The following is a 12,404-nucleotide window of genomic DNA, read 5'->3' as shown; positions in this document are numbered from 1 at the left end:
CCGTTCCCGGATTGACCGGACGCCCGCCGGCCGTGCAGGCCGGGAGACCGAGTATTCGCAAAACCACCCGACCGCTCCGGCCATGGTCGGGGCCCAATTGTGGAGACTGGCTTGTCGCAAACCGATAGCGGAACGAGTGATCGCGAAACAGTGGAACGGATCTGCGCCGCGCATGATCACCGCGCCGATGCCTTGATCGAGATCCTGCACGACATCCAGACTGCACAGCACTGCATCAGCGACGCCGCCGCCCGGATTGTCGCGACAAGCCTCAATCTCTCCCGCGCCGAGATCCAGGGGGTGCGCAGCTTCTATGCCGATTTCTCCACCGCGCCGCGCGATCCGCACCGGGTCCGTCTGTGCCGGGCAGAGGCCTGTCAGTCACTCGGCGCCGACCGGCTCGCCGCCGAGCTGGACGCGGCCGGCATCGCTCATGATGCCGTCTATTGCCTCGGCAATTGCGCCCTTGGTCCTGCCGCGCTGGCCGGCGACCAACTGATCGGTCGCGCAACAGCCGGGCGGATCGCTACTGTCTGCGCCGGGGTCCACCGCGATGACTGAGCCGCTCACCCTCTTCCTGCCCCGCGATGCTGCGGCCCGATCGGTGGGTGCCGATCAGGTCGCCGAACGCCTGCAGGCCGCGGCCCGCCAGCATGGCCGGGACCTGACACTGGTTCGTACCGGATCGCGCGGCATGCTGTGGCTTGAACCGCTGCTGGAGATCGAGCGCGATGGCGTCCGCCATGGCTTTGGGCCCGTCGATGCAGCCGATGTCGAGCGCCTGTTCGGGCAGGATTTCGCCGACACCCACCCGCTGGCCCTCGGCGCGATCGAGGCGCTGGACTGGATGCAGGCCCAGACACGGCTGCTCTATCGCCGCTGCGGTGTGATCGACCCGCTCGATTTGGATGCCTTCGAGCGCGAGGGCGGCCTCGCCGGTCTGCGCGCGGCGCTGGACCAGACCCCCGCCGGCATCATCGAAACCGTCACCGCCTCAGGCCTGCGCGGCCGTGGCGGCGCCGGCTTCCCGGCCGGCATCAAGTGGAAGACCGCCGCCGGGGCTGTCGCGGACCAGAAATACATCTGCTGCAATGCCGACGAGGGCGATAGCGGCACCTTTGCTGACCGCATGCTGATGGAAGGCGATCCCGGCCTGTTGATCGAAGGCATGATCATCGCCGGCCTCGCGGTCGGCGCGACGCAGGGCTTCATCTATCTGCGCTCGGAATATCCCGACGCCATCGCGACAATGCGTGCCGCCATCGCCGCCTGGCAGGCGCGCGGCTGGCTCGGCGATGATATTCTCGACTCCGGCAGAAGCTTCCACCTGACCTTGCGCCGCGGTGCCGGCTCCTATGTCTGCGGCGAAGAGAGCGCGATGCTCGAAAGCCTGGAGGGCAAGCGCGGCCAGGTGCGGGTCAAACCGCCCATCCCGGCGATCTCCGGCCTGTTCGGCCAGCCGACCATCGTCAACAATGTCCTCACCCTGGCCAGCGTGCCCGAGATCCTCGCCCGTGGCGCGAAGGCCTATCAGGCGCTGGGACGCGAGCGTTCGCGCGGCACCCAGGCGTTTCAGCTCGCCGGCAATATCAAACATGGCGGCCTGTTCGAGGCGCCGTTCGGGCTCTCCCTGCGCGAACTGATCGAGACACATGGCGGCGGCACGCTGTCGGATCGGCCCGTGCGCGCAGTGCAAGTCGGCGGACCGCTCGGGGCCTATCTGCCGGCCTCGATGCTCGATCTGCCACTGGATTATGAAGCCTTCGCTGCCGCCGGCGCCATGCTCGGTCATGGCGGCATTGTCGTGTTTGACGATACGGTCGACATGGCACGCCAGGCCGAGTTCGCGATGGAGTTCTGCGCCGAGGAAAGCTGCGGCAAGTGCACGCCCTGCCGCATCGGCTCGGTTCGCGGCGCCGAAACCCTGGCCAAGGTGCGGCGCGGCGAGAATGTCGAGGCCAATCTCGCCCTGGTCGAGGAGCTCTGCACCCTGCTGACCGATGGCTCGCTGTGCGCCATGGGCGGGCTGACGCCGATGCCGGTGCTGAGCGCCCTGCGCTATTTCCGCGAGGACTTCGAGGGCGAACCGCTACAGGCCGATGAAACGGTGGTAGGATAGCGCCATGGGTAGCCGCAAAGCATCAGATTTCGGAACCCCGGCCCGGACCGGCGAGCCAGACGTCAGGCTCGAGATCGACGGCCGGCGTGTGCAGGTTCCCGCCGGCACCTCGATCATGCGCGCCGCCGCGCTGACCGAGGCGCGCATCCCCAAGCTTTGCGCCACCGACAGCCTTGAGCCCTTCGGCTCCTGCCGCATGTGTCTGGTGGAGATCGAGGGCCGCAAGGGCACACCGGCTTCGTGCACCACGCCGGTCGCCGAGGGCCTGAAAGTCACCACCCAGTCGCCGCGTCTGGAAGCCCTGCGCCGCGGCATGATGGAACTCTATATCTCCGACCATCCGCTCGATTGCCTGACCTGTTCGGCCAATGGCGATTGCGAGCTGCAGGACACGGCCGGCGAGGTTGGTCTGCGCGAAGTGCGCTACGGCTTCGATGGCGAGAACCATCTCAAGGAAGGCGTCGACGCCTCCAATCCCTATTTCCAGTTTGACGGTTCGAAATGCATTGTCTGTTCGCGCTGTGTCAGGGCGTGCGATGAAGTCCAGGGCACGCTGGCCCTGACGATCGAGGGCCGCGGCTTCAACTCCAAGGTCACCGCCAGTCTCGGCGAGCGCTTCTTCGACAGCGAATGCGTCTCATGCGGTGCCTGTGTCCAGGCCTGCCCGACCGCGACACTGATGGAGAAGACCGTCGTTGAGCACGGCCAGCCGCGGCGCGAAGTGAAAACCACCTGCGCCTATTGCGGCGTCGGCTGTTCCTTCATCGCCGAGCTGCAAGGCGATGAGGTCGTGCGCATGACACCCGACAGCGATGGCGGCGCCAATGAGGGCCATTCCTGCGTCAAGGGCCGCTTCGCCTGGGGCTATGCCACCCATAGTGAACGCCGGCTCTCGCCGATGGTGCGCGACGCGATCACCGACCCCTGGCGCGAATGCAGCTGGGACGAGGCGATCGAGTTCGCCGCCGCCCGCCTGAAGCAGATCCAGAAAGACCATGGCAGCGGCGCCATTGGCGGCATCACCTCCTCGCGCTGCACCAATGAAGAAGTCTATGTCGTCCAGAAAATGGTCCGCGCCGCCTTCGGCAACAACAATGTCGATACCTGTGCGCGGGTCTGTCACTCTCCGACCGGCTACGGGCTCAGCGTCACGCTCGGGACCTCGGCCGGCACCCAGGATTTCAAGTCGGTCGAGCAGGCCGATGTCATCCTGGTGATCGGCGCCAATCCGACCGATGCGCATCCGGTGTTTGCCGCGCGGATGAAGCAGCGTCTGCGCGCCGGCGCGAAACTGATCGTGATCGATCCGCGCCGCATCGACCTGGTGCGCTCGCCGCATGTCGCTGCCGCGCATCATCTCCAGCTGCGCCCCGGCACCAATGTCGCCGTCATCAACGCCCTCGCCCATGTCATCGTCACCGAGGGCCTCCTCGATGAGGCTTTCGTCGCCGAACGCTGCGAGGATGACAGCTTCAGGCGCTGGGCCGATTTCATCCGCGATGCGAGCAATTCACCCGAAGCGGTCGAGGCGGTCAGCGGCGTGCCGGCCCAGGCACTGCGCGAAGCAGCCCGGCTCTACGCCACCGGCGGCAATAGCGCGATCTATTACGGGCTTGGCGTCACCGAGCATTCGCAAGGCTCGTCCATGGTGATGGGCATGGCCAATCTGGCGATGGCGACCGGCAATCTCGGCAAGAACGGTGTCGGCATCAATCCGCTGCGCGGCCAGAACAATGTCCAGGGCTCATGCGATATGGGCTCCTTCCCGCATGAATTCCCCGGCTATCGCCATGTCGCCGACGATGTCGTCCGAGGCGCGTTTGAACAGGCCTGGGGCCGCGAATTGCTGGCCGAACCAGGCCTGCGCATACCCAACATGTTCTCCGCCGCCCTCGATGGCACATTCCGCGGCCTCTATGTCCAGGGCGAGGATATCGCCCAGTCCGATCCGGACAGCCATCATGTGCTCGCCGCGCTCAGGGCGATGGATTGCGTCATCGTGCAGGACCTCTTCGTCAACGAGACGGCAGCCTTCGCCCATGTCTTCCTGCCCGGCACCTCCTTCCTCGAAAAGGACGGCACCTTCATCAATGCCGAGCGCCGCATCAATCGCGTCCGCCCGGCCATGCCGGAAAAACAGGGCCTGTCGGAATGGGAGACGGTGTGCCGGCTTTCCACCGCGATGGGCTTTGACATGCATTACGACAATGCCGCCGCAATCATGGACGAGATCGCGGCCCTGACACCCACCTTCGCCGGTGTCAGTTTCGAGCGCCTCGACAATGGCCCCTCGCTGCAATGGCCCTGCAATGAGGCGGCGCCGGACGGCACGCCGGTGATGCATGTCGGCGGTTTCGTACGCGGCAAGGGCCGCTTCATGATGACGCAATACATACCGACCGAGGAACGCTCCAACCGGCATTTCCCGCTGCTGCTGACGACGGGCCGCATCCTCACCCAGTACAATGTCGGCGCCCAGACACGGCGCACCGCCAATTCCCGCTGGCATGACGAGGACCTGCTGGAAATCCACCCTGCCGACGCGGAAATGCGCGGCGTTTCCGATGGCGACATGGTTTCGCTGTCGAGCCGCAAGGGCGCCATCACAGTGCGCGCCACCATCACCGATCGCGTCCCGCCCGGCATCGTCTACACGACCTTCCATCACCCCGAGACCGGTGCCAATGTCGTCACCACCGAGCTCTCGGACTGGGCCACCAGCTGTCCGGAATACAAGGTGACGGCGGTGCAGGTCTCGCCGTCCAACATGCCATCCGACTGGCAGGCCGAACGCGCCCGCCGGGCCGACCGGGCGGTGCGTATCCAGCCGGCTGCGGAATAGGATCGCCGCGTGGTGAAGGTCTCCGTCCCCGTCAGCCGGCGCACAGCCGCCTACCCGCCCGGCGAAGCCCCGCAGCACTGGGGCATTGCCGAGGAAGTGCCGGTCGAGATCGGTTTCAATGGCACAGCCTGGACGGTGATGATGGCGACGCCGGCCGATGTCGAGGATCTCGCCATCGGCCTCGCCCTGACCGAGGGCGCCATCGCCGGTGGCGGCGATATCGACAGGGTCGATGTCCGCCACTGGCCCGAGGGCATCACCGCCGATATCCGTCTTGCGCCCGAGCTGCTGCGCTCCGACCGGGTGCGCCGGCGCTCGCTCGACGGCCGCACCGGCTGTGGTCTGTGCGGCATCGAAAGCCTGGCCGAACTGCAAAATGCGCCCGCCGACCTCGCCCCCGGCCTCGCCATCACGCCGGCCGCGGCCCGGGCCGCGCTCAAAGCCCTGCCGCAGCATCAGACCCTCAATCGCGAAACCCGTAGCGTCCACGCCGCCGCCTGGTGCGACAGCGACGGCCGTATCGAGCTGGTGCGCGAGGATGTCGGCCGCCACAACGCCCTCGACAAGCTGGCCGGAGCGCGGCTGCGACGGGGCGAGCGCGATGATGCCGGCTTTGTCGTCATGAGCAGCCGCTGCAGTTTCGAGCTTGTCTTCAAGGCAGCCCGGATGCGCGCCGCCCTGCTCGCCACCCAGTCGGCCCCGACCGGCCGCGCCCTTGATCTGGCGCGTCAGCTGGGCCTTCCGATCGCCGCGGCGGGGCCGCAAGGCATCATTGTTTCCTTCGCGCCGGAGCCTGGGCCATGAATGATCAAACCCTGGTCCGGATGGCCAGCCAGATCGCCGATTTCCATGCCCCCTATACCGAGGCAGAACGGATTGAAGGCATCGCCACCCATCTGCGAAAGTTCTGGGATCCGCGCATGCGGGAGCGGCTGATCGCGCTGTCCGAGGCCCCCGATACACCGCTGCCCGCCGTTATCCTTGCCGCCATCGAGCGGCTGAAGACCCTGTCCTGATTTCAACCCGATCGGATCCTGCATGAAAACCGACATCGAGATTGCCCGTGCCGCCACGCTTTTGCCGATCGACGATGTCGCGGCGAAACTCGACATTCCCGCCAATGCCATTGCCCGGTTCGGCGATGACAAGGCCAAGCTGACCGCGCCCTTCCTGAAAAGCCTAGAAGACAGGCCCGATGGTCATCTCATCCTGGTGACGGCGATCAATCCGACCCCGGCCGGTGAAGGCAAGACCACGACCACGGTCGGGCTCGGCGATGCCCTCAACCGGATTGGCAAGAAGGCCGCGATCTGCATCCGCGAACCCTCGCTCGGCCCCTGTTTCGGGATGAAGGGCGGCGCGGCGGGCGGCGGTCATGCGCAAGTGGTGCCGATGGAGGATATCAATCTCCATTTCACCGGCGATTTCCACGCCATCACCTCGGCGCACAATCTGCTCTCGGCGATGATCGACAATCACATCTATTGGGGCAATGCGCTGGAGATCGACCAGCGCCGCATCGTCTGGCGCCGCGTGGTCGACATGAATGATCGCGCCCTGCGCCAGATCACCACCTCGCTCGGCGGTGTCAGCAACGGCTTTCCCGGCGAAAGCGGTTTCGACATCACCGTCGCCTCCGAAGTGATGGCGATCCTGTGCCTGGCGACCGACCTGGACGACCTGCAACGCCGGCTTGGCGATATCATCGTCGCCTATCGCCGCGACAAGAGCGCCATCACCTGCCGCGACATCAAGGCCGATGGCGCCATGACCGTGCTCTTGAAGACCGCGATGCAGCCCAATCTGGTGCAGACGCTGGAGAACAATCCGGCCTTCATCCATGGCGGCCCTTTCGCCAATATCGCCCATGGCTGCAACTCCGTCATCGCAACGAAGTCGGCGCTGAAACTGGCCGATTATGTCGTCACCGAGGCCGGTTTCGGGGCCGATCTCGGGGCCGAGAAATTCTTCGACATCAAATGCCGCAAGGCCGGTCTGATGCCGAAAGCTGTCGTGCTCGTGGCGACAATCCGGGCGCTGAAGATGAATGGCGGCGTCGCAAAAGAGGATCTCGGCGCGGAGAATGTCGCAGCGGTCCAGGAGGGCTGCGCCAATCTGGGCCGGCACCTGGAAAACCTCGCCAAGTTCGGCGTGCCGACGGTGGTTGCGATCAATCACTTCACCGCCGACACCGAAGCCGAAACCGATGCGGTCAAGGCCTATGTCGCCCGGCTCGGCCGCAAGGCCATTGTCTGCCGCCACTGGGCCGAGGGCGGGGCCGGTGCCGAAGAGCTCGCGGCCAAGGTCGTCAAGCTGATCGCCGATGGCAGCGCCAGCTTCAAACCGCTCTACCGCGACGCGCTGCCCTTGCTCGATAAAATCGAGACGATTGCCCGCGACATCTACCGCGCTGACGGGGTCACGGTCGACAAGACCGTGCGCGACCAGCTCAGCGCCTGGGAAGCGGCCGGGTTCGGGCATTTGCCGGTCTGCATGGCCAAGACCCAGTACAGCTTCACCACCGACCCGACGCGACGCGGTGCGCCCGATGGCCACACGCTGGAACTCCGCGAAGTCCGCCTCGCGGCGGGCGCCGGTTTCATTGTCGCGATCTGCGGTCAGATCATGACCATGCCCGGGCTGCCGCGTGTGCCCTCAGCGGAGAGCATCGGGCTCGACGATAGCGGCCATGTCGTCGGTCTGTTCTAGGCGGAAGCGCTGACCTCATCCTCGTCCGGGGCGGTGAACTGCAGCTCGATATAGCGTGCATACAGCCCGCCGCGGGCGAGCAATTCGGTGTGCGTGCCCTGGTCGACAATGCGCCCGCCCTCGAGCACGACGATGAAATCGGCCTTGCGCACCGTCGCCAGCCTGTGGGCGATAACCAGCGTGGTGCGGTTGCGCGACAGGGTCTCGAACGCCGTCTGGATCACCGCCTCGCTCTCGGAGTCGAGCGCGCTGGTAGCTTCGTCGAGCAGCAGGATTGGCGCATCGCGCAGGATTGCCCGGGCAATCGCCAGCCGCTGGCGCTGACCGCCCGACAGGGTGCGGGCATTCTCGCCGAGCTGGGTCTGATAGCCATCCGGCAGGGCGGTGATGAATTCATCGGCATTGGCGGCCCTGGCGGCCTCGATCACATCGTCCAGCGAGGCATCGGAGCGACCGAAGCGGATATTGTCGGCGACGGTGCCGCCAAACAGCGGCGCATTCTGCTGCACGATCGACATCGCATTGCGCAGCTCGGTCGGATCAAGATGGCTGATATCGACGCCATCAATGGTCAGCCGGCCCGAGGCGGGATCATAGAGCCGCAGCAAAAGCTGGAACATGGTGCTCTTGCCGGCACCGGACGGGCCGACCAGGGCCACGGTCTGGCCCGGCTCGACCTTCAGGCTGATCCCCTCCAGCGCCAGCGCGTCGGGACGCGTGGGATAGGCGAAGGAGACGTCCTCGAAACCGATCTCGCCGCGCACCGGCAGCGCGAAATGCTCCGGCGCGTCCGGGACATCGATATCGGGCTTGGCGGCGAGCAGTTCCATCAGGCGCTCGGTGGCCCCGGCGGCGCGCATCACCTCGGTATAGGTCTCGGTCAGCATGCCAACCCCGGACACCGCGACGAAGGCATACATGACGAATTGCGTCATCGCGCCGGGCGTGATGCTGCCCGCCTGGACCTGGATGGCGCCGAACCACAACACCGCGATCAGCCCCGACAGGATCACCGTGAAGATGATCGCCGTCATCCAGGCACGGACCTCGATGCGGGCAAGCGAGACCTTGAAGGTGGTCTCGACGGCGTCGGCAAAGCGGGAGCGTTCCTCCGGCTCGCGGGTGAAGGCCTGGACGGTCTCGATCGCCTGCAGGCTCTCGCTGGCGCGGGCCGAGGCGTCGGCGAGATTGTCCTGGCTGGAGCGCGACAGGCGCTGCACCCGGCGGCCGAACAGCATGATCGGCCCGAGGATGACCGGGCCGAGGGCGAGCACCATCAGGGCCAGCTGCCAGTTGACGACAACCATCAGGATCAGCGCCCCGGTCGTAGTCGCCACGGTGCGCAGCGCGACGGAGACCGAGGAGCCGACCACGGTCTGGATCAGGGTCGTGTCGGTGGTCAGGCGCGAGAGCACCTCGCCGGTGCGAGTGCTGGCATAGAAGGTCGGGCTGAGCGACAGCAGGTGGTCGAACACATCTCGGCGCAGATCGGCAACGACGCGCTCACCCAGCCGGCTGATGAAGTAGAAACGCATCGCACTGGCCAGACCCAGCAGGGCCGCAACCGCGATGCCGGCGAGGAAATAGGCCGACAGGCCCTCACCGATCGAGACGGCACCGCACAGGGCCGAATCCGAGGCACCACCAAAACCGCAATCGACCACCATGCGAAAGGCGCCGGGCAGGATCAGGGTCAGGCTGGAGGCGAGGACGAGAAACAGGGTGAAGGCGGCGAGCAGGCCGGGATAGGCGAGCACATAGGGCAGGAGCCGGCGCAGCGGCTTGGCACTGCGGGCCTTTTCCCGGTGCGCCGCGTCGCGCTCGAGCTCGGAGGCGAAGGCGGAACCGCGATCGGTATCGGCGCGATGTTCGGCGGTTTGCGTGGTCTCGGCCAAGGCGGGCCTCCGGGTCATTTGGGAATGCGGCAGGGTTGGGGTGTCCATATAGGACGTTCGGGGCGCGGTTGCACCGGGCGATGCGGCGCATCACGGCGGCAGGCGCAGACCGGCCAGGCCGGCGCGCGTCAAAATGCAGCAGAATCCGTCCTGCAAGCCAGTCTCGACTGACATCACCAGAAGGGATGCCGGCCTGTCATTGAAAGGGTTGATGGGTTTCATCGCGAGGATCAATTTGAAATGCCCGGTTGCGAGGCCTATTTGTGGTGTATCGGTCGAGGCACCCGCCGCGGCCACATCAAATTCACCCGCCGCCAGGCCTCTGGCGCCAGACAGGAGACTGACATGTCACTCAGGATTGGCGATACCGCCCCCGACTTCACCATTGCCACCACCAAGGGCGATATCAGCCTGCACGAATGGGCCGGCGACAGCTGGGTCTTCTTCTTCAGCCACCCGGCCGATTTCACCCCGGTCTGCACCACGGAAATGGGCCGCACCTCGCAGCTGTCCGCCGAGTTCGCCAAGCGCAACACCAAGCCGCTCGGCCTGTCGACCGATACCGTCGCCGAACACGTCAAATGGATTGACGACGTCAACGACACCCAGAACACCGACCTGCAATTCCCGATCGTCGCCGATGCCGATCACAAGGTCGCCCAGGCCTATGACATGATCCATCCCGGCGAGAGCACCACGGCTGCCGTGCGCTCGGTCTTCATCATCGACCCGGCCAAGAAAATCCGCCTGATGATGACTTATCCAATGAGCGTCGGACGCAATTTCGACGAGATCCTGCGGGTCATCGACGCGCTGCAGACCGGCGACAAGTACAAGATCGCCACCCCGGCCGACTGGACCCCGGGCGATCAGGTCATCATTCCGCCCTCGATCTCCAATGAGGCCGCCAAGGACCTCTTCCCGCAGGGCTGGAAAGAAGTGCGCTCCTATCTGCGCCTGACCGACGTGCCCAAGGGCTGATAACCGGTCTTGCCGGGGCGAGGGCCATGCGCTTTCGCCCCGGTGCCCGGCCCGGGCCTGGCCAACAGACACCGGTCAGGCCGCGGGTTTGCGGGCGACGATGAAGACGGCAATGCTCTTTTCCGGTCGCCATTCCTCCTCGATCTCGAAACCGGCCTGGCGCAGGCTGCGCGCCAATTGCTTCGCGGTGAAGACACGCACCGTGGGAAGCAGGCCGAAGAGGCGCCCGATCGGCGCGATCAGTGAAAAGAACCACATCTTGTCGCCCAGGCAGGCGGTGCTGGAGACAAACACCCCGCCCGGCCTGACCAGTTCATGCACCCGCGCAATCGCCGCATCGCGGTCCTCGAGCAGGTGCAAAATGCTCAGGCCGAGCACGGCGTCATAGCTTTCCGGAGCGGCCTCGATATCGTCGAAACCGGCCTGTTCGAACGTGATGTTCTCCACCTTGGCCTCGGCGGCGCGTTCGCGGCCAATCCTCAACATCTCGCCCGACAGGTCCGTGGCCTGGATATGCCTCACAAAGGGGGCATGCAGGATCGCGGTCGATCCGGTGCCGCAGCCGAATTCCAGCACCTCGCTTTCGGGCGTGAAATAGCGCCGCGTGATCTCCAGCTTGCGCTGATAGGCGGCCTCGTCGGCGATCGGGTCGCTCGCGTATTTCTCCGCCGTGCGGTCCCAGAACAGGCGATCCTTGCGCTGCTGGTCTGTATCCTGACTCATCGTTTTCACATCCTCGACAGGCCGCCCGTTAGTGGCGGCATGATTTCCGGTTGCCCCTGTCTACCCATGCGCAAACCAATGGGACATTGCCGAATATTCGACAGCTGATATACACAAATCGATGAACTGGCCGGCCATTGCCTTTGACTGGAACCATATCCGCGCCTTTCTCGCCACCGTCGAGGAGGGTTCGTTTTCGGCCGCCGCCCGCGCGCTCGGCCAGACCCAGCCAACCCTGAGCCGCCAGATCTCGGCGCTCGAGGCCGAACTCGGCATCACCCTGTTCGAGCGCGGCCGTCGCGGCATGGTCCTGACCGAAACCGGCATGGCGCTGCTGGAACCGGTCCGCGCCATGGCCGAGGCCGCGACGCGCCTGTCGCTGGCGGCCTCCGGCCAGTCCTCGCAGATCGCCGGCCGCGTCACCCTCACCGCCACCGATTCCATGGCGATGCATGTCCTGCCACCGGTCCTGGTCAAGCTGCGGCAGCTGGCGCCGGAGATCGAGCTCGACATCATCGCCTCCAATGATGTCCGCGACCTGACCCGGCGCGAGGCCGATATCTCGATCCGCCATGCCCGCCCGGAACAGGGCGAGCTGATCGGCAAGCTGCTGTGCCAGACCCGCGCCTGTCTCTATGCCAGCCAGGACTTCCTCGACCGCCATGGCCGCCCGAAAACCGCCGCCGACCTCGCCCGCCATGAGTTTATCGGCTTTGACCGCGATGAGCGCTTCCTCGCCGCCCTGCAGGCGATCGGCCTGCCCCTCACGGAGCGGAATTTCAAGCTCCACACCGCCAGCGGTCCGGTGATGGCCGAACTGATCCGCAACGGACTGGGTATCGGCGTCCTGACCGAGGAATTCGCCGCCCTCAATCCGGGCCTCGAGCGTGTCCTGCCCGGCCTGCCGGTGATCGAGGTCCCCGTCTGGCTCGTCACCCACCGCGAGCTTCACACCAGCCGCCGTATCCGCCTGGTCTTCGACCTCCTGGCCGAGGAATTGGGGCGCTAGCAATACCAAAATCTCCACGCGGCGTGCCGCTGGAGGGATGGTGTTGCCTCCCCGGATTGGGAGGTGTGCGGGACGCGGCGAATGCCGTTTAGCGCAATAGATAAGTGAGACATTCGAAACGTCCCG

General features: G+C 65.8%; 11 protein-coding genes. 8 read left to right on the top strand and 3 right to left on the bottom strand.

Annotated features, from left to right (window positions below; all coding sequences use genetic code 11):
* The first annotated feature begins 111 nt into the window (after window positions 1-111).
* The 6 genes from ACN0YL_RS12340 to ACN0YL_RS12315 are packed head-to-tail and all read left to right on the top strand — an operon-like array spanning window position 112 to window position 7,670.
* Window positions 112-561, top strand: a complete 450-nt coding sequence (locus tag ACN0YL_RS12340; RefSeq protein WP_417498191.1) for an NAD(P)H-dependent oxidoreductase subunit E — start codon at window positions 112-114, stop codon at window positions 559-561.
* Complete coding sequence (locus ACN0YL_RS12335; protein WP_417498190.1) at window positions 554-2,119, top strand: formate dehydrogenase beta subunit; 1,566 nt, start codon at window positions 554-556, stop codon at window positions 2,117-2,119. The genes ACN0YL_RS12340 and ACN0YL_RS12335 overlap by 8 nt, the downstream gene beginning before the upstream one ends.
* Before the next feature lie 4 nt (window positions 2,120-2,123).
* Entirely contained in the window at window positions 2,124-4,961 is a 2,838-nt protein-coding gene (gene fdhF / locus ACN0YL_RS12330) for a formate dehydrogenase subunit alpha (protein ID WP_417498189.1), read from the top strand.
* Window positions 4,962-4,970: 9 nt separating this feature from the next.
* Window positions 4,971-5,765: a formate dehydrogenase accessory sulfurtransferase FdhD gene (fdhD, locus tag ACN0YL_RS12325; RefSeq protein ID WP_417498188.1), complete on the top strand. Its 795-nt coding sequence runs from the start codon at window positions 4,971-4,973 to the stop codon at window positions 5,763-5,765.
* Window positions 5,762-5,977, top strand: coding sequence for a formate dehydrogenase subunit delta (locus ACN0YL_RS12320; RefSeq protein ID WP_417498187.1), 216 nt, complete (start codon window positions 5,762-5,764; stop codon window positions 5,975-5,977). The genes fdhD and ACN0YL_RS12320 overlap by 4 nt, the downstream gene beginning before the upstream one ends.
* A gap of 22 nt (window positions 5,978-5,999) precedes the next feature.
* A complete protein-coding gene (locus tag ACN0YL_RS12315) occupies window positions 6,000-7,670 on the top strand; it encodes a formate--tetrahydrofolate ligase (RefSeq protein ID WP_417498186.1) in 1,671 nt (556 codons plus the stop codon).
* On the opposite strand, the gene ACN0YL_RS12310 is transcribed toward ACN0YL_RS12315, so the two are convergent.
* Both ACN0YL_RS12310 and ACN0YL_RS12305 read right to left on the bottom strand, forming a co-directional pair.
* On the bottom strand, window positions 7,667-9,583 hold the full coding sequence (locus ACN0YL_RS12310) for an ABC transporter transmembrane domain-containing protein (RefSeq protein ID WP_417498185.1): 1,917 nt from the start codon (window positions 9,581-9,583) through the stop codon (window positions 7,667-7,669). The genes ACN0YL_RS12315 and ACN0YL_RS12310 overlap by 4 nt on opposite strands.
* A gap of 72 nt (window positions 9,584-9,655) precedes the next feature.
* Entirely contained in the window at window positions 9,656-9,787 is a 132-nt protein-coding gene (locus ACN0YL_RS12305) for a hypothetical protein (protein ID WP_417498184.1), read from the bottom strand.
* Window positions 9,788-9,910: 123 nt separating this feature from the next.
* On the opposite strand from ACN0YL_RS12305, the gene ACN0YL_RS12300 reads away from it, so the two are divergent.
* Complete coding sequence (locus ACN0YL_RS12300) at window positions 9,911-10,546, top strand: peroxiredoxin (protein ID WP_417498183.1); 636 nt, start codon at window positions 9,911-9,913, stop codon at window positions 10,544-10,546.
* Between the two features lie 75 nt (window positions 10,547-10,621).
* Here ACN0YL_RS12300 and ACN0YL_RS12295 read toward each other — a convergent pair whose 3' ends face one another.
* Window positions 10,622-11,269, bottom strand: coding sequence for a class I SAM-dependent methyltransferase (locus tag ACN0YL_RS12295; protein ID WP_417498182.1), 648 nt, complete (start codon window positions 11,267-11,269; stop codon window positions 10,622-10,624).
* Window positions 11,270-11,390: 121 nt separating this feature from the next.
* Here ACN0YL_RS12295 and ACN0YL_RS12290 point away from each other — a divergent pair, with 121 nt between their 5' ends.
* Window positions 11,391-12,278 (top strand): LysR family transcriptional regulator, encoded by an 888-nt coding sequence (locus ACN0YL_RS12290; RefSeq protein ID WP_417490914.1) that lies wholly within the window; start codon window positions 11,391-11,393, stop codon window positions 12,276-12,278.
* The last annotated feature ends 126 nt before the right edge of the window (window positions 12,279-12,404 follow it).

Source organism: Maricaulis sp., from assembly GCF_048269565.1.
GTDB lineage: Bacteria > Pseudomonadota > Alphaproteobacteria > Caulobacterales > Maricaulaceae > Maricaulis.
This window is presented reverse-complemented; position numbering and strand designations above follow the sequence as displayed.